The sequence below is a fragment of the Candidatus Dormiibacterota bacterium genome (genome assembly GCA_036495095.1).
GTDB lineage: Bacteria > Chloroflexota > Dormibacteria > Aeolococcales > Aeolococcaceae > CF-96.
Genome location: DASXNK010000106.1, coordinates 1 through 23,661, shown reverse-complemented (window position 1 = coordinate 23,661; position 23,661 = coordinate 1). Strand labels below are relative to the sequence as shown.

General features: G+C 73.7%; 27 protein-coding genes. 13 read left to right on the top strand and 14 right to left on the bottom strand.

What is annotated here, in order from left to right:
• Positions 1–46: 46 nt before the first annotated feature.
• From sufB to VGL20_10980, 6 genes are all read right to left on the bottom strand, one after another.
• Positions 47–1,447 carry a Fe-S cluster assembly protein SufB gene (gene sufB, locus VGL20_11005; protein ID HEY2704208.1) on the bottom strand — a complete coding sequence of 467 codons (1,401 nt, stop codon included), beginning with the start codon at positions 1,445–1,447 and terminating at the stop codon, positions 47–49.
• A complete protein-coding gene (gene sufC / locus VGL20_11000; protein ID HEY2704207.1) occupies positions 1,447–2,235 on the bottom strand; it encodes a Fe-S cluster assembly ATPase SufC in 789 nt (262 codons plus the stop codon). Before sufC ends, sufB begins: the two co-directional genes overlap by 1 nt.
• Positions 2,228–2,758 carry an RrF2 family transcriptional regulator gene (locus tag VGL20_10995; protein ID HEY2704206.1) on the bottom strand — a complete coding sequence of 177 codons (531 nt, stop codon included), beginning with the start codon at positions 2,756–2,758 and terminating at the stop codon, positions 2,228–2,230. The genes sufC and VGL20_10995 overlap by 8 nt, the downstream gene beginning before the upstream one ends.
• 27 nt (positions 2,759–2,785) lie before the next feature.
• Positions 2,786–3,952 carry a cysteine desulfurase family protein gene (locus tag VGL20_10990; GenBank protein ID HEY2704205.1) on the bottom strand — a complete coding sequence of 389 codons (1,167 nt, stop codon included), beginning with the start codon at positions 3,950–3,952 and terminating at the stop codon, positions 2,786–2,788.
• 33 nt (positions 3,953–3,985) lie between these two features.
• Positions 3,986–4,294 (bottom strand): hypothetical protein, encoded by a 309-nt coding sequence (locus tag VGL20_10985; protein HEY2704204.1) that lies wholly within the window; start codon positions 4,292–4,294, stop codon positions 3,986–3,988.
• 76 nt (positions 4,295–4,370) lie between these two features.
• Complete coding sequence (locus VGL20_10980) at positions 4,371–5,453, bottom strand: isocitrate/isopropylmalate family dehydrogenase (GenBank protein HEY2704203.1); 1,083 nt, start codon at positions 5,451–5,453, stop codon at positions 4,371–4,373.
• A gap of 20 nt (positions 5,454–5,473) precedes the next feature.
• On the opposite strand from VGL20_10980, the gene VGL20_10975 reads away from it, so the two are divergent.
• The gene (locus tag VGL20_10975) at positions 5,474–6,007 is read left to right on the top strand and encodes a hypothetical protein (protein ID HEY2704202.1); all 534 of its coding nucleotides are present in this window, start codon (positions 5,474–5,476) and stop codon (positions 6,005–6,007) included.
• Between the two features lie 8 nt (positions 6,008–6,015).
• Here the strand turns inward: VGL20_10975 and VGL20_10970 are convergent, their stop codons facing one another.
• Positions 6,016–6,393 (bottom strand): response regulator, encoded by a 378-nt coding sequence (locus VGL20_10970; GenBank protein ID HEY2704201.1) that lies wholly within the window; start codon positions 6,391–6,393, stop codon positions 6,016–6,018.
• Positions 6,394–6,473: 80 nt separating this feature from the next.
• On the opposite strand from VGL20_10970, the gene VGL20_10965 reads away from it, so the two are divergent.
• From VGL20_10965 to VGL20_10935, 7 genes are read left to right on the top strand one after another with little or no spacing between them, the layout of a single operon-like run.
• Positions 6,474–8,096, top strand: coding sequence for a glycerol-3-phosphate dehydrogenase/oxidase (locus tag VGL20_10965; GenBank protein ID HEY2704200.1), 1,623 nt, complete (start codon positions 6,474–6,476; stop codon positions 8,094–8,096).
• Positions 8,089–8,580 carry a hypothetical protein gene (locus VGL20_10960; GenBank protein HEY2704199.1) on the top strand — a complete coding sequence of 164 codons (492 nt, stop codon included), beginning with the start codon at positions 8,089–8,091 and terminating at the stop codon, positions 8,578–8,580. Before VGL20_10965 ends, VGL20_10960 begins: the two co-directional genes overlap by 8 nt.
• 3 nt (positions 8,581–8,583) lie before the next feature.
• Positions 8,584–9,351 carry a ParA family protein gene (locus tag VGL20_10955; protein HEY2704198.1) on the top strand — a complete coding sequence of 256 codons (768 nt, stop codon included), beginning with the start codon at positions 8,584–8,586 and terminating at the stop codon, positions 9,349–9,351.
• Entirely contained in the window at positions 9,335–9,652 is a 318-nt protein-coding gene (locus VGL20_10950) for a hypothetical protein (protein ID HEY2704197.1), read from the top strand. Before VGL20_10955 ends, VGL20_10950 begins: the two co-directional genes overlap by 17 nt.
• 55 nt (positions 9,653–9,707) lie before the next feature.
• Positions 9,708–10,340 (top strand): hypothetical protein, encoded by a 633-nt coding sequence (locus VGL20_10945; protein ID HEY2704196.1) that lies wholly within the window; start codon positions 9,708–9,710, stop codon positions 10,338–10,340.
• A gap of 50 nt (positions 10,341–10,390) precedes the next feature.
• Positions 10,391–10,816 (top strand): hypothetical protein, encoded by a 426-nt coding sequence (locus tag VGL20_10940; GenBank protein HEY2704195.1) that lies wholly within the window; start codon positions 10,391–10,393, stop codon positions 10,814–10,816.
• A 16-nt stretch (positions 10,817–10,832) separates the two neighbouring features.
• Complete coding sequence (locus tag VGL20_10935; protein HEY2704194.1) at positions 10,833–11,726, top strand: PfkB family carbohydrate kinase; 894 nt, start codon at positions 10,833–10,835, stop codon at positions 11,724–11,726.
• Here the strand turns inward: VGL20_10935 and VGL20_10930 are convergent.
• The 5 genes from VGL20_10930 to VGL20_10910 form a co-directional block, all read right to left on the bottom strand.
• A complete protein-coding gene (locus tag VGL20_10930; GenBank protein ID HEY2704193.1) occupies positions 11,713–13,056 on the bottom strand; it encodes an Nramp family divalent metal transporter in 1,344 nt (447 codons plus the stop codon). The genes VGL20_10935 and VGL20_10930 overlap by 14 nt on opposite strands.
• A 71-nt stretch (positions 13,057–13,127) precedes the next feature.
• Positions 13,128–14,375 carry a CBS domain-containing protein gene (locus VGL20_10925; protein HEY2704192.1) on the bottom strand — a complete coding sequence of 416 codons (1,248 nt, stop codon included), beginning with the start codon at positions 14,373–14,375 and terminating at the stop codon, positions 13,128–13,130.
• A gap of 162 nt (positions 14,376–14,537) precedes the next feature.
• Positions 14,538–15,077: a hypothetical protein gene (locus tag VGL20_10920; GenBank protein ID HEY2704191.1), complete on the bottom strand. Its 540-nt coding sequence runs from the start codon at positions 15,075–15,077 to the stop codon at positions 14,538–14,540.
• A 13-nt stretch (positions 15,078–15,090) separates the two neighbouring features.
• The gene (locus VGL20_10915; protein HEY2704190.1) at positions 15,091–15,936 is read right to left on the bottom strand and encodes a hypothetical protein; all 846 of its coding nucleotides are present in this window, start codon (positions 15,934–15,936) and stop codon (positions 15,091–15,093) included.
• A 73-nt stretch (positions 15,937–16,009) separates the two neighbouring features.
• Positions 16,010–16,627, bottom strand: coding sequence for a hypothetical protein (locus VGL20_10910; protein ID HEY2704189.1), 618 nt, complete (start codon positions 16,625–16,627; stop codon positions 16,010–16,012).
• A 94-nt stretch (positions 16,628–16,721) separates the two neighbouring features.
• Here VGL20_10910 and glpX point away from each other — a divergent pair, with 94 nt between their 5' ends.
• The 3 genes from glpX to VGL20_10895 all read left to right on the top strand — a co-directional run bounded on the left by glpX (position 16,722) and on the right by VGL20_10895 (position 19,612).
• Positions 16,722–17,750 carry a class II fructose-bisphosphatase gene (gene glpX, locus VGL20_10905; GenBank protein HEY2704188.1) on the top strand — a complete coding sequence of 343 codons (1,029 nt, stop codon included), beginning with the start codon at positions 16,722–16,724 and terminating at the stop codon, positions 17,748–17,750.
• A 2-nt stretch (positions 17,751–17,752) separates the two neighbouring features.
• Positions 17,753–19,180: a gluconeogenesis factor YvcK family protein gene (locus VGL20_10900; protein HEY2704187.1), complete on the top strand. Its 1,428-nt coding sequence runs from the start codon at positions 17,753–17,755 to the stop codon at positions 19,178–19,180.
• Positions 19,181–19,273: 93 nt separating this feature from the next.
• Positions 19,274–19,612 carry an HU family DNA-binding protein gene (locus VGL20_10895; GenBank protein ID HEY2704186.1) on the top strand — a complete coding sequence of 113 codons (339 nt, stop codon included), beginning with the start codon at positions 19,274–19,276 and terminating at the stop codon, positions 19,610–19,612.
• Here VGL20_10895 and VGL20_10890 read toward each other — a convergent pair.
• Complete coding sequence (locus tag VGL20_10890) at positions 19,609–20,640, bottom strand: cation diffusion facilitator family transporter (protein HEY2704185.1); 1,032 nt, start codon at positions 20,638–20,640, stop codon at positions 19,609–19,611. The two genes, VGL20_10895 and VGL20_10890, sit on opposite strands and share 4 nt — an antisense overlap.
• A gap of 115 nt (positions 20,641–20,755) precedes the next feature.
• Here VGL20_10890 and VGL20_10885 point away from each other — a divergent pair, with 115 nt between their 5' ends.
• Together VGL20_10885 and VGL20_10880 are read left to right on the top strand one after the other, a co-directional pair.
• Complete coding sequence (locus VGL20_10885; GenBank protein HEY2704184.1) at positions 20,756–21,991, top strand: hypothetical protein; 1,236 nt, start codon at positions 20,756–20,758, stop codon at positions 21,989–21,991.
• A gap of 99 nt (positions 21,992–22,090) precedes the next feature.
• Entirely contained in the window at positions 22,091–23,125 is a 1,035-nt protein-coding gene (locus VGL20_10880; protein ID HEY2704183.1) for an ATP-dependent 6-phosphofructokinase, read from the top strand.
• A gap of 63 nt (positions 23,126–23,188) precedes the next feature.
• Here the strand turns inward: VGL20_10880 and VGL20_10875 are convergent, their stop codons facing one another.
• The gene (locus VGL20_10875) at positions 23,189–23,554 is read right to left on the bottom strand and encodes a hypothetical protein (protein ID HEY2704182.1); all 366 of its coding nucleotides are present in this window, start codon (positions 23,552–23,554) and stop codon (positions 23,189–23,191) included.
• Positions 23,555–23,661: the final 107 nt, after the last annotated feature.

Sequence of the window (23,661 nt, the reverse complement as noted above, 5' to 3'; positions counted from 1 at the left end):
GCCTTCGACCGCCTCCGAGCCCGGCGGACGGATGGGGTGAACCCGGTCATCCCACCGAACCCTCCATCTGCACCGCCAGCAGACGGTTGAGCTCGAGCGCGTACTCCATCGGCAGCTCCTTGACGAACGGCTCGAAGAAGCCGTTGACGATGAGCGCAGTGGCGTCGCCCTCGCTGAGGCCGCGCGACATCAGGTAGAAGATCTGCTCGTCGCCGATCTTGCTCACCGTGGCCTCGTGGCCGATGGTGACGTCCGGGCTGTCGATGTCCATGTACGGGTAGGTGTCGCTCTGCGAGTTCTCGTCGAGCAGCAGGGCGTCGCAGCGGACGCTGCTCTTCACCCCGGTGGCCTTCTCGTGGACCTTGATGTGGCCGCGGTACGAGGTGCGGCCGCCGTCCTTGGAGATCGAGCGGGAGACCACGTTGCTGGTGGTGTTGGAGGCGACGTGGACGCACTTCGAGCCGGCGTCCTGGTGCTGACCCTCGCCCGCGAAGGCGGCGGACAGCACCTCCCCGTGGGCGTGCTCGCCCATGAGGTAGATCGCCGGGTACTTCATCGTCACCTTGCTGCCCAGGTTGCCGTCGATCCACTCGACCCGGGCACCCTCGTAGGCGACGGCCCGCTTGGTGACCAGGTTGTACACGTTGTTCGACCAGTTCTGGATCGTCGTGTAGCGGACGTGGGCGTCCTTGTGGGCGATGATCTCGACCACCGCGGAGTGCAGCGAGTCGCTCGAGTACGTCGGCGCCGTGCAGCCCTCGATGTAGTGGACGTACGACCCCTCGTCGGCGATGATCAGCGTCCGCTCGAACTGGCCCATGTTGTCGGAGTTGATCCGGAAGTAGGCCTGCAGCGGGATGTCGACGCGCACCCCCTTGGGCACGTAGACGAACGAGCCGCCCGACCACACCGCGCTGTTCAGCGCCGCGAACTTGTTGTCGTTGGCGGGGATCACGGTGCCGAAGTACTTGCGGAAGATCTCCGGGTGCTCGCGGAGGCCGGTGTCGCAGTCTCCGAAGAGGACGCCGAGCTTGTCGAGGTCCTCACGGATGCTGTGGTACACCACCTCGGAGTCGTACTGGGCGCTCACGCCGGCGAGGAACTTGCGCTCCGCCTCCGGGATGCCGAGCTTGTCGAAGGTCTGCCGGATCGAGTCGGGGACGTCGTCCCAGCTCCGGCTCTGCTCCTCGGTCGGCTTGACGTAGTAGTAGATGTTGTCGAAGTCGATGCCGCTCAGGTCGGCGCCCCAGCTGGGCATCGACCGCTTGTAGAAGTGGGCGAGCGCCTTGAGGCGGAACTTCAGCATCCACTCGGGCTCGTTCTTGTGCGCGCTGATCGCGGCCACGACCTCCGCCGACAGCCCCTTCTCGCAGCGGAAGACGGAGACGTCGATGTCGTGGAACCCGAACTTGTAGTCCTTGGTCAGCTCGTGTGCTTCGACTGCCATCAGAGGGCTCCCTTCGTCTGGTTCCGAGCTGCCGTACCGGCGGTGCCGGCACCCAGGATGGGGTCGTAGCCGTCGCTCTCGATGCGCCTGGCCAGGTCGTGGCCGCCGGAGACGACGACGCGCCCCCGGTGGAGCACGTGAACCACGTCGGGACGCAGGTACTCGAGGATGCGTGGGTAGTGGGTGATCACCAGCAGGCCCATGTCCGGTCCGGCCACCTTGCCGACCCCCTCGGCCACGGTGCGCAGCGCGTCGACGTCGAGCCCGGAGTCGGTCTCGTCGAGGATCGCCAGCCTGGGTCGCAGCAGCGCCAGCTGGAGGATCTCCATGCGCTTCTTCTCGCCGCCGCTGAAGCCGTCGTTGATGTACCGGCTCCGGAAGCTCTCGTCGATGTTGAGGTCGCGCATCACCGTGGAGAGGGTGCGCAGGAACTCACGGGCGGGCATCTCCTTGCCCTGCGCCTTGAGCGCGGCGCGAAGGAAGTTGACCACCGAGACGCCGGGGATGGAGGTGGGGTACTGGAAGCAGAGGAAGATGCCGAGCCGGGCCCGCTCGTCCGCCGCCAGGGGGAGGAGGTCGGTGCCGCCGAAGGTGGCCGATCCGCCCGTCACCGCGTAGTTGGGATGGCCCATGAGGGTGTAGGCGAGCGTGCTCTTGCCGGAGCCGTTCGGCCCCATGAGCGCGTGGATCTCGCCGGCGGGGACGACGAGGTCGACCCCGTTGAGGATCTCCTTCCCCTCGACGGTGGCGCGCAGGCCTTCGACGACGAGCCGGGCGGTGTCAGACATGAGCTGCCTCGTGGAGGTGGGCGCTCGAGGAGTGGTCGCGCACGTCCTCGAGCGGGATGAACATCGTGACCGGCGCGCGCTCGCACACCAGCTCGGCGAGGGTGGTGCCGCTGAGCACCGCGTCGACGCTCTGCTTGAGCCGCTGCCAGAGGGTCCGGGAGGCGCAGTCGGTCTCGCGCACGCAGCAGCCCGCCTCGTAGCCGTGGGCGACGCACTCCACCGGGGCCACCTCACCCTCGACGAGGGCGATGACGTCGAGGACGGTGATGTCCTCGGGGCGGTGGCACAGGACGTAGCCGCCGTGAGCCCCCCGGGTGGCCTCGATCAGGCCGCCCCGCCGCAGCGGGCCGGCGAGCTGCTCGAGGTACGCGAGGGGCAGGTGCTCGACCCGGGCCACCTCGGCGAGGCTGAGCGGACCCTGTCCGTACGCCTTCGCGAACTCGGTCATCATCCGCAGCCCGTAGTGGGCCTTGGAGGAGACTCGCATCGAGAAGGAGGCATTGCGCGAATTTCCGACCGCCATGGTCAGGATTATAGCTCGCCGGGGTTGCTAGACGACAGAGGCGGCGGAGCGCAAGCGGACGACCGCGGCGACGATCTCGCGGGCGGCGAGGTCGACCTCCTCCTCGGTGGTGGCGCGGCCGAGGGTGCAGCGGAGCGCTCCGCCGGCCACTCCGGGGGGGAGGCCCATGGCCAGGAGCACGTGGGACGGCATCTGCGCGCCGCTGGAGCAGGCCGAGCCCCCCGAGGCCTCGATCCCGTGGCGGTCGAGGAGGGTGAGCAGCATCTCGGTCTCGAGGCCGGCGAAGGCGAAGGTCGCGAAGCTCGGCAGCCGGGGGGCGCCGCGGCCGGTGAGCACGGCGTCGGCCACGCCCTCGAGGACGCCCTCGACGAGGCGCTCCGAGAGCCGGGCAAGCCGGGGCATCTCGCGCTCGCGCTCGGCCTCGACGAGGTCGACCGCCGCCGCCAGCCCGGCGATGGCGGCGACGTTCTCGGTGCCGCTGCGGCGGGCGCGCTCCTGGCCGCCGCCGCTCACCTGGGCGGCGATGGGGACGCCCCGGCGCACGTACAGGGCGCCCGCCCCCTTCGGCCCGTACACCTTGTGGGCGGTGATCGAGGCGAGGTCGACGCCGAGCGCGCGCACGTCGACGGGCAGCCGACCCAGCGCCTGCACCGCGTCGGTGTGCACCAGCACGGCGGGGTTGCGCCGCCGCGCCGCCTCGGCCGCGGCGGCCACGTCCTGCACCGTGCCGACCTCGTTGTTGGCGAGCATCACCGAGACCAGCACGGTGTCGGTCCGGACCGCGTCGCCCACCGCCTCGGGGTCGACGACCCCGTGGCGGTCGCAGGGCACCACGGTGATCTCGCACCTGCCCCAGCCGGCCAGCTCCTCGGCGGTCTTCAGCACCGCGTCGTGCTCGATGGCGGTGACCACGAGGTGACGGCCCCGGGACGAGTGGCGGTCGAGGGCGCCCCGGAGGGCGAGGTTGTCGGCCTCGCTGCCGCCGGAGGTGAAGACGATCTCCGCGGGGGCACAGCCGAGCGCCGCCGCCACCCGGGCGCGGGCGTCGTCGACCGCCTCGCGCGCCACCCTGCCGGCGGCGTGGGCCGAGGAGGGGTTGCCGAAGACCTCGCCGAGGAAGGGCAGCATCGCCGCGCGCACCTCGGGGGCGACCGGGGTGGTCGCCGCATGGTCCAGATAGACCGGCGCGCTCATGGTGCCAGTGTAGGAGCGGCGCCGGATCGCGAGTCAGCGGCGGAGCAGCTCGGTGAGCGGGCCGGTGTGGCCGCGGAGCAGCTCGCGGACGTCGAGGACCTCGTCGGCGCCGATCGGCGGCGCCGGGGGCGGGGACGGGGCCTGCGGTCGCCGCCGCCGCCGCTCGTGGCGCACGTGGAGCACCACCACGAACGTCACCCTGCAGTGGGCGCAGGACACCTGCACGGTGTACACGGGGGACTCGTCCTTGACGAGGCTGAGCCCGCAGCCGTCGAGCGTCCGGTGGCACACCGGGCAGTCGTACTCCCCGGCGCGTTCGCGGATGACGGCGAGGATATCCACCGGCGGTCCCTGCTGGCGCGTGGCTGGTCGGCCGAGTATAGGCGCGGATCCCGCCGCGCTCCCCGCCCGAACGGGGCTACTCGACGCCGAGGCTGTCCCACACCTCCAGCTTCCCGTGCACCCGGTCGATGACCGCGGCGGTGAACTCGTCGGTCAGCGCGTGGCCGCCGAGGTCGCTGGTGCGCACCCCGGCGCGGACGGTCTCGAACACCGCCTCGTAGATGGCCCGCGACGCGGTGCGGCACTGGCGGTCGGGGATGAAGCCGAGCAGCGAGGCGCCGGCGAGGATCATCGCCATCGGGTTGGCGACGTTGCGGCCCTGCAGCCCCGGCGCGGTGCCGTGGGGCGCCTCGGTCATCACCACCTTCGGGGTGGTGCCGTCGCCCTCGAAGCCGAGCAGGATCGACTCCGCGCCGGCGATGCTGCCGAAGAGCTGGAGCACGAAGTCGCTGAGGCAGTCGCCGTCGCGGTTGAGGGCGGGGATCACCAGCGGATCGCCGTCCTGGGACAGCAGCAGCGCGTAGGTGGCGTCGATCAGCTGGGGCTCGTAGCCGGTCTCGGGGTGGCGCAGCGCGGCGGCGTCCATCTCCTCCTTCAGCATCCCCTCGTAGACCGGCGAGACCGTGAACTTGGGGCCGCCGAACACCCGCGCGCGGGTGCGCTCCGCCTGCTGGAAGGCGAACTCGGCGACGATCCTGCAGGTCGACCGGGTCACCCGCTCGGTCCGGTAGGCGATCTCGTCGACGCCGCTGCCTTCGCGCCACTCGGTGGCGCCGTAGGCGTCGTCCACCGCCATCCGCACCACGCTGATGGGGGCGCTGACCCCGCCGAGCGGCGCCACCCCGGGGATGCGCCGGCCGGTGCGCACGATCACCCGGCCGCCCACCTGCTCGCGGAGGATGGCGTTGGGGCTGCCGACGTCGCCGCGGTTCTCCGGGGTGACCGTGGCCGCCTTGATGCCGTAGCCGCAACCGACCATCGCCGCGGCGGCCTCGAGCACCACCCGGTTCTCGGTGAGGCGCCGGTTCTCCAGGGAGAGGTCGAAGCGCTGCAGCTCGAGCTGGACGCCGATCACCGCCGGGTCGAGGACCCGGAGCGCCTCCTCGAGGAGCTCCTGCCCGGTCTGGTCGCCCTCGAGGACGGCGATCGTGTACGGCACCCCGGTAGCCTAGCGGGGTGATGCCCACCAGCAGCGCCGGGGAGGAGACGGCGCGCCGCCCCACCGCGCTGCTGCTCGTCTATACCTGGGACATGGTGCGGGGCATCCTCGCCCTCTTCGGGGCGATCACCGCCTTCGGCGCCGACGTCATCGTCCACGGCAGGACCGTCCACGTCTCCGTGCTGTCGCAGGTCCTCGCCGCGCTCGCCTCGGCGTCGCTCGCCGCCGCCCTCTTCGTGGTCGGCACCCTGCTCACCCGCCGCCGCGCCTGGGTGCGCCGCGCCCAGATCGTCCTGCTGCTGATGGACGTGGCCCTGGCGGTGGTGTCGGTCGCCGTCGACGAGATCACCGCCCACGCCGGCCTCGATCTGCCGCCGCTCCTCGGGGTGGCGCTCTTCGCGCTCATCGACCTCTGCGCGGTGACGGCGATGACCGGGCCGCGGATCGCGGCGTGGTACAGGGAGCCCGGACCGGTGCCGCTCCACGTGGGCGGCCTGATCGCCTTCTGGGCGGCCACCAGCGTCGCCTTCGTGGCCCTCCGCGCCCTGTCCTAGTCAGCGGGCTACATGCACTCCAGCAGGTCGCGGACCGTCGCCGAGAGCCCGGCGGGGTCGAGCGGCTTGCTGAGCACCGCGGCGGCGCCGAGCTGCTGGGCCCGCTCCTGGCTGCTGATGTCCTCGCGGTCGGCGAGCATCACGATGCCGCCCCGCGGCGCCTGGGGCGAGAAGCGCAGCGCCTGGAGCAGCTCCAGGCCGTCGGTCTCGAGGCTGACGTCGAGGAGGAGCAGGTCGCAGGGCCGCTCCAGCAGCTCGGTGCGCACGTCGCGGGCGGTGCGGACCCAGTGGACCTCGTGGCCGTCCGAGCCCAGGCGGCTGGTGACCACCTGGGCCACCCGTCCCTCGTCCTCGGCCACGATGATCACCCCGCGCACGCTCTCCATCACAGCATCCTACCCAGGCGGCTGGGTTCGGGGCGCTGACGAGAAGCCGCCGAAGCGGGGGCGGCGGGCACAATGCGCCCATGCCCGGCACCAAGCCCTACGACGTGGTCGTCGTCGGGGGCGGCATCACCGGGGCCGGCGTGGCCCGGGACGCCGCCCTCCGGGGTCTGCGAGTGCTCCTGGTCGAGCAGCGCGACCTCGCCTCGGGGACCACCTGGGGCAGCAGCGGGATGATCCACGGGGGCATCCGCTACCTGGAGCGCGACTGGGAGACGACCCGGCTCTCCTGCGTCGACGGCGGGCACATCCAGCGGATCGCGCCCCACCTCCTCTTTCCGGTGGTCTTCCTCATCCCCGTCCTCCCCGGCGCGAAGCGAGGCATGGAGACCACCGAGGTCGGGCTCGAGGCCTACGACCGCTACCAGCCGTACAAGGCGGGCCGGCCCCACGTGCGCCTCACCCGGGACCAGGCGCTCCGGCTCGAGCCCGGGCTCACCCCCGACCTGGTGGGGGCGCTGACCATGGACGAGTGGGGCGTCGACCCCACCCGGCTGGTCACCCTCAACGCGCTCTCCGCGCGCGACGCCGGCGCCGAGCTGCGCACCTGGACCGAGGTGGTGGGGGTGAGCCGCGAGGGCGGCGCGGTGCAGGGGGTGCGGCTGCGCTCGCGGCTGGGCGGTGCCGAGGAGACGGTGGCGGCGCGGGCGGTCTGCAACGCCACCGGCCCGTGGGCGTCCGAGCTCTGCGCGATGGCGGGGGTGCGGCTGCGGCTGCGGCCCGCCAAGGGCGTGCACCTCGTCTACGACCGGCGGATCACCAACGTCGCGCTCGCCCTCGAGGCGGTCGACGGCCGCGGCCTGCTCCTGGTGCCCCACGCCAACGCCACCATCCTCGGCACCACCGACGACGACTGCTACGCCGATCCCGAGCAGCTCGAGGTCACCGGCGACGAGATCGAGTACATCCTGCAGGCCACCGAGCGCATCCTCCCGACCATCCGCGAGCACCGCATCGCCCACGCCAACGCCGCGCTCCGCCCCACCCTCCACCAGTGGCACCGCTACGAGGACGACCTCACCCGCGACTATCGGGTGGTCGACCACCGCGCCGAGGGGGCGGCCGGACTGGTGACCGTCGTCGGCGGCAAGATGTCGATGTTCCGGAAGATGGCCGAGGACACCGTCGACGTGATCCTGCGCGTGCTGGGGCGCCCGGCCGTGGCCTGCCGCACCCACCTGCTGCCCCTCCCCGGGGGCGGCTCGCCGGTGGACGTGCCCGGCCTCGCCGGCCGCTTCGGGCTGCCGCTCGTGGTGGCCGCACGGCTCGCCGGCCGCCACGGCGACGGCGCCGAGGCCCTGCTCGCCGCCGCCCCCGTCGACGAGCGGCGGGCGCTGCTCTGCGAGTGCGAGCCGGTGACCGTCGCCGAGGTGCGCCACTCCGTCCGCCACGAGCAGGTGGAGCGGCTCCAGGACCTCTACCGGCGCACCCGCTGCACCGGCGGCGCCTGCCTGGGGATGCGCTGCGCGTGGCCGGCGGCCCGGGTGATGGCCCAGGAGCGGGGATGGAGCCAGCGGCGCACCGAGGAGGAGGTGCGCGACTTCCTCGACAGCCGCTGGCGCGACCGGCCCGCGGTGCTCCGCGGGCCCGCGCTCGCCCAGGAGGAGCTGTACCGGGGGGCGCTCTGCGCGATGGGCGATGTCTGAGCGTCCGCGGCTGCGCCGCGCCACCGCCCTCGGCCGCCTCGGCGCCCTGTACGGCCGCCACCTGGCCCGCCGCGGCGCCGAGCTCGTGATCCACCGCTCGGCGGGCGCCGGCCTGGCCCGGTTCGAGGCCCTCTACGGCCCCGACCGGATCACCGCGGTCACCCCGGGCGAGCGCGCGCAGCTCGCCGCCCACGGGCGCTGTGTCGGCTGCGGGCTCTGTGGCCTCGCCACCCCGCGGGCCGGCTACGTCCGGCCCGAGCGGCTCGCCTCGCAGCTCACCCGCAGCCTCCCCGAGCTGTGGGCGACCCGCGACCTCCCGCTCGACGCCGTCGACTGGGGCAGGGGCGCCGCGGTCTGCCCGATGGGCGTCCCGCTCGAGGCGATGCGCGGCTTCGTCCGCGACCGGCTGGAGCGGGACGGCGTCGAGCCGCCGGCGCCCCGCCGTCCCGCCCCCCTCCCGACCACGCCGCCACCGGTGCTCTAGCCGGTGTCCCGGGTGATCGCCATCGCCAATCAGAAGGGCGGCGTGGGCAAGAGCACCACCACCCAGAACCTCGGATTCGCGCTCGCCGAGACCGGTTTGCGGGTGCTGCTCGTCGACCTCGACCCCCAGGCCGCGCTGACGGTGATGTGCGGCGCGTTCCCGGACGAGGGCGGCCCCGGGCTGGGCGAGTGCCTCGAGGGCGCCGCCGCCGCGGAGGAGGTGCTGCGCCGCCCCCGCCCCCGGGTGTGGCTGCTCACCGGCTCGGCGCGGCTCGGCGAGGTCGAGCCCGGGCTGGCCTCGGCACCCGCCGGGGGGCTGCGGCTGCGCACCGCGCTCCAGCCCCTCCACCACCGCTTCGACGCGATGGTGGTCGACTGCCCTCCGACCCTGGGGATGCTCACCGTCAACGCGCTCGCCGCCGCCGGCGAGGTGCTGGTTCCCCTGCAGCTCGACTTCCTCGCCCTGGGGGGCATGCGGGCGCTGCTCGGGACCGTCGCCTCGGTGCGCTCCACCCTCAACCCCGGCCTGCGGGTCGGCGGCATCCTCGGCACCATGCAGCGGGGGCGGGCGGTGCACAGCGAGGAGGTGCTCAGCCGGGTGCGCGAGCGCTTCGGCGGGCTCGTCTTCGACACCGTGGTCCGCACCTCGGTGCGCTTCCCCGAGGCCAGCGCCGGGGGCGTGAGCATCCTCGAGTACGATGGGCGCTCCCCCGGCGCCCGGGCCTACCGGCAGCTGGCGGAGGAGGTGCTGCGGCGTGCCCCGACGGATTGAGGTGCCGAGCGCGGACGCGCTCTTCGGCGGGCCGCCGGCTCCCGCGCCCCGGCGGGCGCCCCGCGAGCGGGCCGCGGCGGCGACCCCGAAGCCGGCGGCCCGGCCGGCGCGCCGGCGGCCCGCCGCCCCGGTGCGCGTCGACGAGGGGGTGCTGCGCCGCCTCGACCAGCTCGAGGCGCTGCTCGGCGACCTCCCCGTCGACCGCCTGATCGAGCTCCGCGAGGAGCTCGAGGTGCTCCTCGCCGCGGGCACCGTCGACTCCGCCGAGCTGCAGCGGGTGCTGGCGATCGGAGGCGGGTGACGCTCCGGGCCGGGGCGGGGTACCCTAGGACCCGCATGCGGGTTCCCCGGCTTCCGTGCTGACCGATCTGCTGCGCCGCTGGCGAGAGGCGTTTCCGGTTCTCGTCGACGCCGATCCGGTCGCCGATCCCGACACCGTCCTCGTCGACCCCCAGACCCGCACCTTCTGGTCGCGGACCACGGGCACGGCGAGCACCCTGGTCGAGGCCTCCGGCGGCGCCGCCGAGGGCGAGTCGGTGGGGCGCAAGGTCGCCGCAATGCTCGCCGCCCGGGACGCGCCGCCACCGCCGCCGGGATGCCGCGACGCCGGCACCGCCCCCGGCGCGGGGCCCGCCGGCTCCGAGGAGCGGTTCGTCGAGCTGCTCCGCGAGGGCCACTTCGACGGCGCCTTCACGCTGCTCGCCTCCGCCTGCCAGGACCGCTGGGGCTCCGCCGAGGCCTTCGCCGCCGAGCAGGCGGCGTCCGCCGGGAACCTGCTCGGCCTGCTGGTCCGCGAGGTGCGCTACCTCGCCGAGTGGGTCGACGAGGACGGCGGCTGCGTCCACCGCGACGTCGCCGAGCTGGAGGTCGACTACCGGGTGCGCCTGTCCACCGCGCGGGCGGCCACGCTGTCACGAACTGTCCACCTCGTCGCCGCCCCCGACGGCTGGCGTTCGATCTGCTACCCCCGCTCCGCGGCCGCGCGCTGAGGCGTTCGGGCAGGGGGGGATCCGCGCGGGTCGGGTACTACAATGCGGCGATGCTCCAGCACGCGGCGTCCCGCTTCGCAGGCCCGCTCGCGCGGACCGCGGCCGAGCTCGAGAACCTCCGCCGGCTGGCGTCGTTCCGGCGCGAGCGCGAGCTGCGCTGGCACAGCCGGCTGCGCGAGTCCGACCTCATCCTCGACCTCGTCGAGGAGTGCCGGGTGCGCGGATACGCCCTCCTTCCCGGCCAGGTGTGGGCCTCGGTGGTGCGCTTCGTCGGCGAGATCGACCCGGCGCTCCGCGACGGGCTGGGCTCGAGCCGGCGCCCCGACCACGCCAGCGACGCGCTCTTCGCGGCCCAGGCGGAGATCTGCCGCCACCGCCTCGACGAGCGGCGGCCGCGGACGGCGCGGATCATCCCCCTCTTCGCCCCCGCCTCCCCCGCGCGCTCGGTCGCGGGCAGCCCTGCCGACGCCGGCTGAGCCGGAACCGGGAGGGGTGGCCTGGGCGATCACGGCGACCGGGACGGTGACCATCGACGACGTCACCACCCCGGCGGGCCGCGCCACCGATCTGCAGGGCGGCTCGGCGGTCTACTTCTCGCTCGCCGCCGCCCCCTTCGCACCGGTGCGCATCGTCGGGGTGGTGGGCCGTGACGGCGAGGCCCGGCTGCGCGAGATCGCCGGCGGCGCGGGGGTCGACCTCGACGGCCTCGAGGTCAGTGGCGAGCCCACCTTCCGCTGGCGCGCCATTCACGACTTCGAGCGCTGGGTGACCGCCTGCGAGCACGCCGAGGCGGGCGCGTACGCCTCCTGGCGACCGCGGCTGGACGGCATCGCCGCCGCCGCCGAGGTGCTCTTCCTGGGGAGCATGCCGCCGGCCTCTCAGCTCGAGGCGCTCGCCCAGTCGGGGGCGCGGGTGGTCGGCGCCGACAGCATGACCGTGTACATCGGCGGCCCTGAGCGCGACCGCGTCGTGAAGGTGGCGGAGAGCGCCGACGTCCTCTTCCTCAACCGGACCGAGCTCGCCGCGCTCAGCGACAGGCCCGCCGCCGAGTGGCGGGAGTCGGCGGCGGCGCTCTGCGGCCGGAGCCGGCTGCGGGTGGTGGTGGTGAAGGCGGGCCCGCTGGGAGCAGCCTGCGTGACCGCCACCGAGGTGGTGGAGCGCGCCGCCCACCCGGTGGGCGCGGTGGTCGATCCCACCGGCGCCGGCGACGCCCTCGCGGGCGGCTTCCTCGGCGCCTGCGCCCGCGCCGAGCTGGACCCGCTCGACCACCTCGTCGAGGCCCTCGACGCCGGGCTGGCCCGCGCCGCCCAGGCGATCTCCCGCTTCGGACCCGAGGGACTGCTCGACCCCCCGGTGTCCCGGGACGGCGCCCCTACAGCCCGGTGAGCGTGGTCAGCACCAGGTAGGCGGTCAGCGCCGAGAGCACCACCGTGAGCGCCCCGGCGATCGCGTTGTTGACCGGCCCGTTGCGGTAGCGGCCGAGCAGCCGCCGGTCGTTGGCGAGGATGAGGATGAACACCAGCAGCACCGGCAGCAGCACGCCGTCGAGGGTCTGGGTGCCGATCGCCACCGCGGCGATCGACGAGGGTCCGAGCAGCGCCACGGTGATCGCACCGGTCGCGAGCAGCAGGATGAAGAGGCCGAAGAAGAGCGGCGCCTCGCCGAAGCGGCTCTGGACGCTGCGCTCGGCCCCGAAGGCCTCGCAGACGACGAAGGCGGTGCTCAGCGGCAGCACCGCCGCCGCCAGCAGCGAGGCGCCGAGCAGGCCGATGGCGAAGAGCTGGGTGGCGTGGGCGCCGGCCAGGGGCTGGAGCGCGCGGGCGGCGTCGGTGGCGCTGCTCAGGTCCTGCCCGGCGAAACCCGCCCTGTTGAGCGTGTAGGCGGTGGTGATGACGATGAAGATCGCCACCATCACCGCGAACGCCGACCCGCTGATCACGTCGGCGCGGGCGTAGCCCAGCTCCTTCTCCGAGGTGCCCTTGTCGACGATCGACGACTGCAGGAAGAGCTGCATGTAGGGCGTGATGGTGGTGCCGATCAGGGTGATGACGTCGGTGGTGTAGGAGGTGGCGCCGGGGCGGATCGGCGGATGGGAGAGGGTGGGGACCACCAGTGCGTGGGCGACCTCGGCCCAGCTGTGGGGCACCATGAATGCGGTGACGATGTAGCTGACGAAGGTCAGCCCCATCGCCAGGAACACCCGTTCCACCAGCCGGCGGTTGGCGCGCAGCACCAGCACCCCGATCATCAGCGCCGCGCTCAGCACGGCGACGGGCAGGGGCACGCCGAGCAGGCCCAGCGCGCCCCCGATGCCGGCGAACTCGGCGAGCACGGTGCCGCCGTTGGCGACGATCACCACCACCGAGGCGAAGAGCGTCCAGCGCACCCCGAAGCGTTCGCGGATCAGGTCCATCAGCCCCTTGCCGGTCACGCAGCCGAGCCGGGCCACCATCTCCTGGGTGACGATCAGCGCGAGCAGGATGGGCAGGAAGGTCCAGAGCAGGTTGAGGCCGTACTTGGACCCGGTGTTGCTGTAGGTGAAGATGCCGCCGGCGTCGTTGCCGGCATTGGCGACGATCAGGCCGGGGCCGATGATCGCCAGGTACTTGCGCGCCCCGGCGAAGCGGCGGGGATGGGCGGACCGGCGCTCACGGCGCGCCGCGATCGCCTCCTCGGCCTTGCGGCGCAGGGCGGCGGTCTGAGGGGGCGTCTTCATCGCACCGCCGCCGGCTCACCACCGGGGCCCCCGCGAATTCGCCGTGGCCGGGTGCGGAATCCGCGGGGTGGTCACAGCGCCCTGGCCCTCCGCTTCAGCCCGGCGGGCATGACCGTGTCGAGGGCGTCGTCGATGGTGACGATCCCCTGGATACGGTCGTCGTCGTCCACAACCGGGACGGCGAGGAGGTTGTACTTGGCGATCACCGCGGCCACGTCCTCAGGCCGGGCGTCGAGGGGCACGGCGATGACCCGCTTGATCATCAGGTCGGCGATCGGGGTCGCCGGCTTGGCGACGATGAGGTCGCGGAGGCTCAGCACCCCGAGCAGCCGCTCGTCGTCGTCGATCACGTACACGTAGTAGATCGACTCGGCGTCGGGTTCGAGCTCGCGGAGGCGGTCGATCGCCTCGGCCGCGGTGAGGCTGGCGGGGATGGCCACGTACTCGGTGGTCATCAGGCCGCCGGCGGTGTCCTCACCGTAGGCGAGCAGCTCCTCGACGTCCTCGGCCTCCTCGGCCTCCATCTTGGCGATCAGCTGCTCGCGGCGTTCCTCGGGGAGGTCGGCGAGCAGGTCGGCGGCCTCGTCCGGCGACATCGCCTCGAGGATGTCGGCGGCGCGCTCGTCGTCGAGCCGGGCGAGGATCTGCGCCTGCACCTCGTCGGACGACTCCTCGAGGGTGTCGGCGGCGATCTCGTCGTCGAGGCTGGCGAAGATCGCCTCCCGGTCGCGGCCGCCGAGCTGGCCGACGATCTCGGCGATGTCGGCGGGATGCATCTTCGAGAGCTTGCGGTGGCTGATGCGCAGCTTCACCGAGCGCTCGTCGCTGTGCAGCGTGTCGACCGCGTCCCAGCTGATCAGCCGCTGGGGGAGGTCGCCGCCGGCGAGTCGGCGCAGCCGCCGGCCCACGTGCTCGGCGTTGAGCCGGCGGAGCAGTCCGCGGGTGCCGATGTCCACCCCCACCAGCAGCACCGAGCCGTTGCTCTGCTGGAGCTGGAGGTCGTTGACCCGCACCACCCGGCGGCCGTCGGTGTCGACGATCTGCTTGTCGAGGATGTCGCGGCTCAGCCAGACCTCCTCGGGCACGGGCTCGTGCTCCCTGAGGTCGGCGGCGCCGACGCCGAGGCTGATCTCGCGGTTCTCCCAGGCGCGGACCACGCTCCAGTCGATGGTCGCCGGGGCCGAGTGACCGCGCACCGCGAGGGCGATGACCGTGGGGTACGGATCGCCCATGCGCACGATCAGGTCACGGACCTTGCCGACGGTCCTCTGATGGACGTCGACCACGTCGGCGCGCAGGAAGTCGCTGAGAAAGATCAACGCAGCGACGCCATGGTGGCTCCGACAGGCTCACGACAACCTCCGCGACAGCGACCCGCGCCTCCCCGCGGGGTGCGACCGGAGGGTCAATGGTACGCCTCGCCCACTTCGGGACGCGTCACGTTCGCTCGGCGCCGCCCTGACGCCGGTGTCGCGGCGCGCTCAGCCGTGCGGGCTGGGGGACCCGCCCGCGGGGGTCGGGGACGGCGAGGGCTCGGGGGCGGGGGCGTCGCTGCCGGAGCCGATGTCGACGTACCACTGGCCGCCGATGCGCACGCAGGAGACCTGGTCGGACCCCGCCGTCTGGGCGAACTTCGAGAAGGGGAAACAGGTGTTCAGCGAGGCGAGGTCGCCGGAGCCGCCGTTGACGCAGGCCGACGCCTGGCCCTTGACCGGGACCATCGCCTGGTCGGGATGGTCGCGGTCGACGGTGGCGGCGCCGACCTCGACGTGCTCCACCCGGAAGGACACCTTCACCCCCTCCCTGCCGTTGAGGAGGTTCGACGCCTGGGTGCGCTGCGCCGGCGGGATCCAGTTGAGCGCCTCGTTGACGTCGTTGGCCGCCACCGCGCCGAGGAAGCCGCGCACCGCGCCCTCGGGACTGTCGTGACTGCCGGGACCGCCCGCGGGACTGCCACCGCAGGCGGCGAGCAGCGCCAGCAGCGCGGTCGCCAGCGCGATGAGGAGCCGGAGCGGCGGCACCCGGGTTCCCGGATCAGCCGAGGATGGACGCCACCGGGATCGAGGGGGGTGGCAGCGACAGCGCACCGACACACACGTCGACCTCGGCGTCGGCGGCCTTGGCGAGCGGGAACACGACCTCCTCGTCGTCCAGCTCGGGCAGGTGCCGGGTGTAGCCACCGAGCACCTCGCCGGCGCGCAGCAGGATGACCCCCGCGTCCTCGCCGGTGGTGACCCGCACCGCGCCGTTGGCCCGCTCCCGGCGCAGGAACGAGAGCAGCGCGGGGAGGTCGACGAAGGAGCCGTGCATCCGATCGAAGCGCTCCGGCATGTTGATCAGCTGGGCCAGCGCCAGGGTGATCTCCGGCCGGTAGGTGAGCACGGTGAGCTGATGCTCGTCCGCCGACCCCGGGGCGGAGAGGGACAGGGTGTCGACCCGGCGGGTGGCCCCGTCGCCGACCGCCACCAGCCCGACCGCGGCGCCCTCGTGGAGGAGGGCGACCTGCACCCGGGTGCGGCCGGCGTCGACGACCGCGCCGGTGTGGCGGCGCTCGGCGAGGAAGCGGACCAGGCGGCTCCCGTCGACGAAGGCGGAGGTGAGCTCGCCGAAGATCACCGCTCCGGACGGGATGGGGCAGGCCCGGATGATCCCCGCCGGGCCCAGCGCGCCGCCTCCGCGGCCGGTGGTGGGGGCGGCGCCGCCCTCCTGGACCCCGGGGCCCGCCTGGGCATCGCTCATCGCCATCTCCTGCTGCGCTCCTTGCTCGGCTGCCGTCTCGGGCGTCTCGGTGCCGGCCGGCTCCTCGGCGGCCTCCTCCGCCGGCTGCTCGTCACCGCGGGTTGCGAAGCTGCGCACCCGGTCGAGGATGTCGTCGGCCATCGAAGGTGTCCCTGTTGTCGCGGGATGGGCGGTTGCCCTCCCCGGAACCGGCATGCTAGCAGCCGGAGCCAACTCAGACAGCCCGGTGCCCCGCGGCGGCACCGTATGCGAGCACCGCGGCGGCCGCGTAGAGGGCCGGCACCAGAGCACCGTGGGAGATCACCCAGTCGGAGAGGCTGCGCAGCCCCACCCCGGCGCCGCCGCCCTCGACGTACGCCCCCGCCCACCAGCGCCCCGCCAGCGCCGCGGTGACGCAGAGCGCGGCGGCGATCACCCCCGCGGTGCGCGAGACCCCGCCGAGGGCGAGGCGCACGCTGACCCCGACCACGGCGGCGCAGAGCAGCGCGGCGAGGGCGGCGTCGACCCCCAGGCGCCGCTCCAGCTCGGCGCACACGGCGGCGGCCACGACGGCGGTGGCGCCCCCGCCGAGCACCGGCACCAGCAGCCGGAACCGTCCCTCGCGGAGGACCACCGGGTCACCCGGCTCGGCGTGGAGGGCGATGCCGGCGCGGCGCAGCGCGATCCGCGAGCGGCGGCGCTCCCGGGCGAGCACCGCCTCGTCCTCGATCCGCCGGGCGCAGAGGGGGCAGAGGCCGGCCTCGCTCCGGCAGCTCGCGCAGACCCCGCGCCCGCAGGCCGCGCAGCCGGTGACCGCCTCGCGATAGTGGAGCCTGCAGAGATCGGGACTCATCGTCGGAGTGATTCTGCGCTCCCCGGCGGGGAGTGCCCGGGGGCAGCCGAGGCGTGACGGGGATGCCACCGATTCCGCGTATCATCCCGCTGCCATGCCGCCGAGAGCCCGCCAGCGCCGCGACATCGGCACCCCGATCGACCGCAACCTCGCGCTCGAGCTGGTGCGGGTCACCGAGGGGGCGGCGATCGCCGCCTCGCGGTTCATGGGCCGCGACCTCCTCGACGAGGCCGAGCAGGCCGCCGTGGACGCGATGCGACGCAGCCTCGGCTACGTCGACATGGACGGGGTGGTGGTGATCGGCGAGGGCGAGAAGGACGACAACCCGATGCTCTACATCGGGGAGAACGTGGGCAACGGCAACCCGCCCACCGTGGACGTCGCCGTCGACCCCATCGACAGTGCCCGGCTGGTGGCCGGGGGCCTCCCCGGAGCGGTCTCCACGGTGGCGCTGGCGGAGCGCGGCGCGCTCTTCCACACCCACTGCTACTACATGGAGAAGCTGATCGTCGGGCCCCGCGCGCACAAGGTCATCGACATCACCGACACCGTGGCCAACAACCTGAAGCGGATCGCCCGGGCCGAGGGCCGCGACGTCGAGGACCTGACCGTGGTGGTCCTCAACCGCCCCCGCCACCAGCGCCTGCTGCGCGAGATCCGCGCCGCCGGGGCGCGGGTGAAGCTGATCCCCGACGGCGACATCGCCGCCGGGCTGTGGGCGGCGATGGAGCACCGCACCGGCATCGACGTCCTCTGGGGCATCGGCGGCGCCCCCGAGGGGGTGCTCGCCGCCTGCGCGGTCAAGGCGGTGGGCGGAGGCATGCAGGGCCGGCTGGCGCCGCGTGACGAGGGCGAGCGCGCGGTGATGCGTGCCGAGGGCAAGGACACCGGCGTTCTGACTCTCGACGATCTGTGCGGAGGCGAGAACGTGTTCTTCGCGGCGACCGGGGTGACCGACGGCGAGCTCCTCCAGGGGGTGCGCTTCGCCGGTCGAGGCGTGGTCAGCACCCACAGCGTGGTGATGCGCTCGTATTCGGGCACGGTGCGGTACATCGAGGCCACCCACGACATCGCCCGCCTCCGGGCCCGCGCGCCCATCGCCCCCGCCGGGGCCGGCCTCTGAGCATGCGCGCGCGCCTCGCCGTGCCCGCCCCGGAGCGCCCGGAGGAGCCGCCCGTCAGCGGGGCCGCCCCGGCCGGCGAGCCCGCCCCCTCGGCCGCGGAGCCCGAGGCGGCGTCGTGGGACAATCGACCCCCGATGCCCGACTCCCCTCCTCTCCGGCCCGAGGGGATGGTGCGGTGGTTCACCCCCGGGCTGAACGTCAAGCGCTGGCTGCTGCTGCTCTTCGCCGCCATCGTGCTGCTCAGCCTGGCCTTCGGCTACGCGCTCAAGGACGCCTACACCACCTTCGCCTTCCCCCGCTTCGTCGGCCCGCTCACCCTGCAGTTCATGCCCCGCTGGGCACGGGCGGTGCTCTTCCTCGGGCTCGGCGTCAGCGTGGCCGGCTTCGCGTTCTACCGGCTGGGCCGGTCGATCCTCGGCCCCTTCCTCCCGCTGGCGTCGTCGGGCGGCAGCGGCGTGGTCGAGCAGATCTACACCCACCGCCTGCTCGCCAAGGGGCCGCGGCTGGTGGCCATCGGCGGGGGCACCGGGATGAGCTCGATGCTCCGCGGCATCAAGAAGTACACCGGGAACATCTCCGCGATCGTCACCGTCGCCGACGACGGCGGCTCCAGCGGCCGGCTCCGCACCGAGTACCAGGTGCTGCCCCCGGGCGACTTCCGCCAGTGCCTCACCGCCCTGGCGGAGACCGAGCCGCTGATGACCAGCCTCTTCTCCCACCGCTTCACCGGCGAGGGGTCGCTGAGCGGCCACTCCTTCGGCAACCTCTTCATCATGGCGATGGCCGAGATCACCGGCGACTTCGAGCACGCCCTCCAGGCCTCGGGACGGGTTCTGCGCGTGCGTGGCCAGATCATGCCGAGCACCCTCCAGGACGTGGTCCTGTGTGCCAACGCGGGCGGCGAGATCCGCATCGGCGAGTCGCGCATCCCCCAGGGCGCCGGGCCGATCGACCGGGTCTTCCTCGACCCGCCGTCGCCCCAGATCAACCCCGAGGCCGAGCTCGCCATCCTCGACGCCGAGCTGATCGTGGTCGGCCCCGGCTCGCTCTACACCTCGATCCTCCCCAACCTGCTGGTGGACGGGCTGGTGGAGGCGCTGCGGGCCTCCCCGGCGGTCAAGGTGTACGTGTGCAACGTCGCCACCCAGCCGGGGGAGACCACCGGTTTCACCGTGAGCGAGCACCTCGACGCCATCGAGAAGCACGTCGGCGGCAATCTCTTCGACTACGTGATCTGCAACAGCAACCACGGCCTTCCCCTGCCCCCCTCGGCGGTCGAGGCGGGCATCACCCGGGTCGCGTTCGATCGTGAGAAGGCGTCACGGCGTCCGGTCCACTTCATCCTCGCCGACGTCGTCTCGCCGCGGATCTCGACGCACCACGACCCGGAGAAGCTCGCCCGCGTGATCATGAAGCGGGTGTGGCGCTAGCGACAGCCCTCGTCCAAGAGGGGTACAGTTGTCCAAAATGCGTTGCGGTGCTTACAATTCCGCGCCGTGCCATCAGTATCGGAGACATCGGACATGAGTGTCATCACGCGCGACGTGCTTGCCGAGCGGCTGGCCGACTGGGTGCGCTCCAACGACGGCGAGATGTCGATGGTGGCGGCCCGGGACGAGGTCAAGTGGTTCTTCGACACCCTCGCCACCTCGCTCGCGACCGGTGACGAGGTGCGCATCCACGGGTTCGGCACCTTCAAGACCGCGCAGCGCGCGGCCCGGGTGGGCCGCAACCCGCGCACCGGTGAGACCGTCCAGGTGGCGGCGCGCCGGGTGGCGCGGTTCACGCCCAGCACCACGCTGGCGGCGTCGCTCAGGGAGACCGCCAAGGCCCCCGCCAAGAAGAAGGCGAAGAAGGCCTAGCCGGCGCCCGAGCCCGAGCCCGAGCCGGCCTCGTGGTGGCGCACCTCCTGGTGCGCCTCCGCGTCGCCGGCGGGGTCGAGGTGGACCACCACCTCGGCCAGCCCCTCGATCCGGTGGAACAGCTCGTGGCGGACCTGCTCGCCGAGGGCGTGCGCCCGTGACACGGTCTCGTCCGGGGGCACCGCGAGCACCAGCTCGGCGCGCATCTTCCGGCCGGTCCAGCGGGCCCTGACGTCCGACACCGAGACCACCCCCGGGGCGGCCGCGGCAACCTCCTCGATGGTCGCCAGCAGCGAGGCGTCGGCCTCGTCGAGCAGCCGGGCGGTGACGTTGCGGGCGGTGTCGACGGCCACCACCGCGATCACCGCGGTGAGCACCAGGCCGGCGACGGGGTCGAGCACGGGCATCCCCGCCCAGGCCCCGGCCACGCCCACCGCCGCCCCCAGCGAGGCCAGCCCGTCGATCCTGGAGTGCTGGCCGTCGGCCACCAGCGACATGCTGCGCAGCCGCCGCCCCATCACCGTCTTGTAGCGCGCCACCGCCTCGTTGCCGGCGAAGCCGACCAGCGCGGCGGCGAGGGCGAGCCCGGGATGGGACAGGGGCGAGCGGTGGAGGAGGTGCTCGATCGAGGTCACCCCCGACGCGATCGCGCTGGCGAGGATGAGGAGCAGGACGACGACGCCGGCGAGGTCCTCACCGCGGTGGTAGCCGTAGGGGAAACGGCGGGTGGGGGCCCGGTTGCTGAGCAGGAAGGCGCCGGCCAGGGCGACCGTGGTGAACACGTCGCCGAGGTTGTGGAGGCCGTCGGCGAGCACCGCCGCGCTGCCCGACAGCGCCGACACCACCAGCTCCGAGGCGGACACCAGGGCGAGGCCCACCGAGGCGATCCCCAGGGTGCGCAGCGCGCCCGGGGTGGTGGCCGCCGGCCGGCCGTGGACGTGGCCGTGACCGCCCGCGTCCGGGTGCGCGTCCTCGTGGCCGTGCTCGTCGTGATCCCGATGATCGTGGCCGTGCCCGCTCTGCTCCACGGTGCCATCGTACGTTCCGGGCGCCGCCGCGCCCGGGCCGCGCGTGGCAGGGGCGCCGCGCTTGGCATGATCACCTCCGCCCCGTGAGCCAGCCCCACCCCTGCGCCACGCCCGCGTGAGGCCCGCGCTCGCCGCCGTCCTCGGCACCGCCGCCCTCGCCGCCGCCGTCGCGGCCGGGTCCTGGCGGCTGTCCGCGGCGGTGCCCCCGCTCCGCGCGGAGGTGCGCCTCGCCGCCACCGCGCTGACCGTCGCCGGCGACCCGCCGGCGCCGGTCACCCTCCCATCCGGCGGCAGCCTGGTGGTGGAGGCGGCGGCCGGCGGCGCCAGCCCCGCCCGGCTCGCGGCCCAGGGCGCCGAGGTGGTGCGCCCGATCGGCTCGGTGGCCAAGACGATGACCGCCCTGGCGGTGCTCACCGCCCATCCCCTCGGCGCCGAGGAGGAGGGGCCGGTGCTCACCATGACCGCGGACGACGTCGCCCTCTTCCGCGACGCGCTCGCCGTCGACGGCTCGTCGCTGCCGGTGACCGCGGGCCAGCGGCTCAGCGAGCGCCGGCTGCTGCTCGGGCTGATGCTGCCCTCGGCGAACAACCTCGCCGAGACCCTGGGCCGCTGGGTCTCGGGCAGCCACGACGCCTTCGTCACCCGGCTCAACGCCCTCGCCGCCACCCTGGGCATGGCCTCGACCCACTTCGACGACCCCAGCGGCTTCAGCCCGCGCACCGTCTCCACCGCCGCCGACCTGGTGCGGCTGGGCCGGGCGGCGCTCGGCGTCCCCGCCCTGGCACGGATCGTGGCCACCACCGAGGCGCCCTTCGACGGCGGCATCACCCTCCACAACCTCGACAGCCTGCTCACCTCGGTCCCGGGCTGGCTCGGAGTCAAGACCGGCGAGACCCCCTCTGCGGGGGGCTGCCTGCTGTTCGCCGCCCGGCGCAGCCTCGGCGACGCCGCCGAGCCGGTCACCGTGGTCGGCGCCGTGCTCGGCCAGCCGCACCTCGCGGAGGCGCTGAGCGCCGCCCGCAGCGCGGTGGAGAGCGGCTACGCCGGGTATCGTGCGGTGCGCCTGGCCGACCTCGACCCTGCCGTCCAGGGGAGGGTGGCGGCCCCCTGGGGCGACGGCGCGGCGCTGCTGCTCGCGCCCGGCGACGGCGATACGCTGGCGCTCCGGCCCGGCTCCAGCGTCGACCTGGTGGCGGTGACGTTCCCGCTCGGCGACCGGCTCGCCGCCGGCGACACCGTGGCCCGGCTGGAGGCGCGCTCCGGCACCGCGGTGCTGGCGCGGTGGCGGGTGATGACGGCGGCGCCACTCGGTCCACCGCCGGTGCTGTGGCGGCTCTTCGAGCACCGCTGACGGGGGATCGCAGGGGGGATTCCGCCGCAACCGCGAGCGGCTTCGGGTACCGTTGCGCCGCGACCGGCAACTCGGAACGACCAGGCGGGAGGTCAGAACATGCGCGTCGGCATTCTCACCGGCGGGGGTGACGCTCCCGGCCTCAACGCCGCCATCCGTGCCGTGGCCATCCTGACCTATGCGAATGGCGGAAGCGTGGTGCAGGTGCGCGACGGCTGGAGGGGACTTGTGGGTGACGGCGACCTGGTCGAGATGGAGCCGAGCGCCTTCGACGGCATCCTCAACATCGGCGGAACCATCCTCGGCAGCTCCCGCACCAACCCGATGAAGATGGAGGGCGGGGTCGAGGCCTGCCTGCGCAACATCGAGCGCGCCGGCCTCGACGCGCTGGTCGCGATCGGCGGCGACGACACCCTCAGCGTCGCCCGGCGGCTCGCCGCCGAGGGCGGCCCGGTGGTCGGCTGCCCCAAGACGATGGACAACGATCTCTCGGTCACCGAGTACTGCATCGGCTTCGACACCGCGACGAGCATCGTCGCCGAGGCGCTCGACCGGGTGCGGACCACCGCCACCTCCCACCACCGCGCCGTGGTGATGGAGGTGATGGGCCGTGACACCGGCTGGGTGGCCCTGGACGGCGGCATCGCCGGCGGCGCCGACTTCATCATCATCCCCGAGTTCCCACCCCACCTTGACGAGCTGGTCGAGCACGTGCAGGCGCGCTGGGCCGCGGGGAAGCGCCACAGCCTGATCATCGCGGCCGAGGGCACCGAGATGCCCGAGCTGGGCGGCCGCGAGGAGACCGGCGGCGAGCGCGACGCCTTCGGCCACGTCCGCCTCGCCAAGCGCGGCGTCGCCGAGCGCCTCGCCGAGGCCATCGAGGAGCGCACCGGCAAGGAGACCCGCTGGGTCGCCCCCAGCTACATCCAGCGCGGCGGCACCCCCACCGCGTTCGACCGCATCTGGGCCACGCGCTGCGGCACCGTCTCCCACGACCTCGCCGAGAAGAAGGCCTTCGGTCAGATGCCGGTGGTGCGCTGCGGCCGGGTCGACACCGCCCCCATCGCGGACGTCGTCGCCGAGCAGCGCCTGGTGCCCCGCGAGCTCTACGAGATGACGCAGGCGTTCCGCTGAGGGGCTCCCTCCGTCGTCCCTCGTCGGGATACGGCCGGGTGCGGCCGCCGGCCACGGGGCCGTCTACCAGGCGGAGTCGGTGCGCTCGGCGGCGGCGCGGAGGGCTGCGACCGCCTCGGCGGAGTGGTCCTTGAGGTCGCTGGCGATGCGGAGGGTCTCGAGGCGGTCCTTGGCGGCGACCAGCTCGATCTCATGGAGGCCGAGGTGCGGCTTCACCGCGGGATTGCCCGAGTACGTCTCCAGCTGCTCGCGGAAGCGCTGACGCAGCAGCCGCGGCGCCAGCTCACCGGCCTTGACGGCGAGCCCGGCACCGCCGCGGGCAGGACCCAGACGAAGGCGGTAGGCGATCCGCCCCGCCTTGGCGCACTGCTCACAGCGCCCGTGACGCTCATCCGGAATCTCCGGCCGCTTCAGACACACCCGGCACACAGGCCGGAGGATAGCGCCCGAACTCCCGCAGCGTCGGATCCCGGCCGCTCTCGGCCCCCGGCGAGCCGGGATGCACGTCGTGTCGCTCCCAGCAGCAGATGGACGGG

Excerpts from the sequence above, each read along its gene's own strand:
- sufB (HEY2704208.1), bottom strand. The coding sequence starts at position 1,447 with ATGGCAGTCGAAGCACACGAGCTGACCAAGGACTACAAGTTCGGGTTC.
- sufC (HEY2704207.1), bottom strand. The coding sequence starts at position 2,235 with ATGTCTGACACCGCCCGGCTCGTCGTCGAAGGCCTGCGCGCCACCGTC.
- VGL20_10995 (HEY2704206.1), bottom strand. The coding sequence starts at position 2,758 with ATGGCGGTCGGAAATTCGCGCAATGCCTCCTTCTCGATGCGAGTCTCC.
- VGL20_10990 (HEY2704205.1), bottom strand. The coding sequence starts at position 3,952 with ATGAGCGCGCCGGTCTATCTGGACCATGCGGCGACCACCCCGGTCGCC.
- VGL20_10975 (HEY2704202.1), top strand. The coding sequence starts at position 5,474 with ATGCCCACCAGCAGCGCCGGGGAGGAGACGGCGCGCCGCCCCACCGCG.
- VGL20_10970 (HEY2704201.1), bottom strand. The coding sequence starts at position 6,393 with ATGGAGAGCGTGCGCGGGGTGATCATCGTGGCCGAGGACGAGGGACGG.
- VGL20_10965 (HEY2704200.1), top strand. The coding sequence starts at position 6,474 with ATGCCCGGCACCAAGCCCTACGACGTGGTCGTCGTCGGGGGCGGCATC.
- VGL20_10960 (HEY2704199.1), top strand. The coding sequence starts at position 8,089 with ATGTCTGAGCGTCCGCGGCTGCGCCGCGCCACCGCCCTCGGCCGCCTC.
- VGL20_10940 (HEY2704195.1), top strand. The coding sequence starts at position 10,391 with ATGCTCCAGCACGCGGCGTCCCGCTTCGCAGGCCCGCTCGCGCGGACC.
- VGL20_10930 (HEY2704193.1), bottom strand. The coding sequence starts at position 13,056 with ATGAAGACGCCCCCTCAGACCGCCGCCCTGCGCCGCAAGGCCGAGGAG.
- VGL20_10915 (HEY2704190.1), bottom strand. The coding sequence starts at position 15,936 with ATGGCCGACGACATCCTCGACCGGGTGCGCAGCTTCGCAACCCGCGGT.
- VGL20_10910 (HEY2704189.1), bottom strand. The coding sequence starts at position 16,627 with ATGAGTCCCGATCTCTGCAGGCTCCACTATCGCGAGGCGGTCACCGGC.
- glpX (HEY2704188.1), top strand. The coding sequence starts at position 16,722 with ATGCCGCCGAGAGCCCGCCAGCGCCGCGACATCGGCACCCCGATCGAC.
- VGL20_10900 (HEY2704187.1), top strand. The coding sequence starts at position 17,753 with ATGCGCGCGCGCCTCGCCGTGCCCGCCCCGGAGCGCCCGGAGGAGCCG.
- VGL20_10895 (HEY2704186.1), top strand. The coding sequence starts at position 19,274 with ATGAGTGTCATCACGCGCGACGTGCTTGCCGAGCGGCTGGCCGACTGG.
- VGL20_10880 (HEY2704183.1), top strand. The coding sequence starts at position 22,091 with ATGCGCGTCGGCATTCTCACCGGCGGGGGTGACGCTCCCGGCCTCAAC.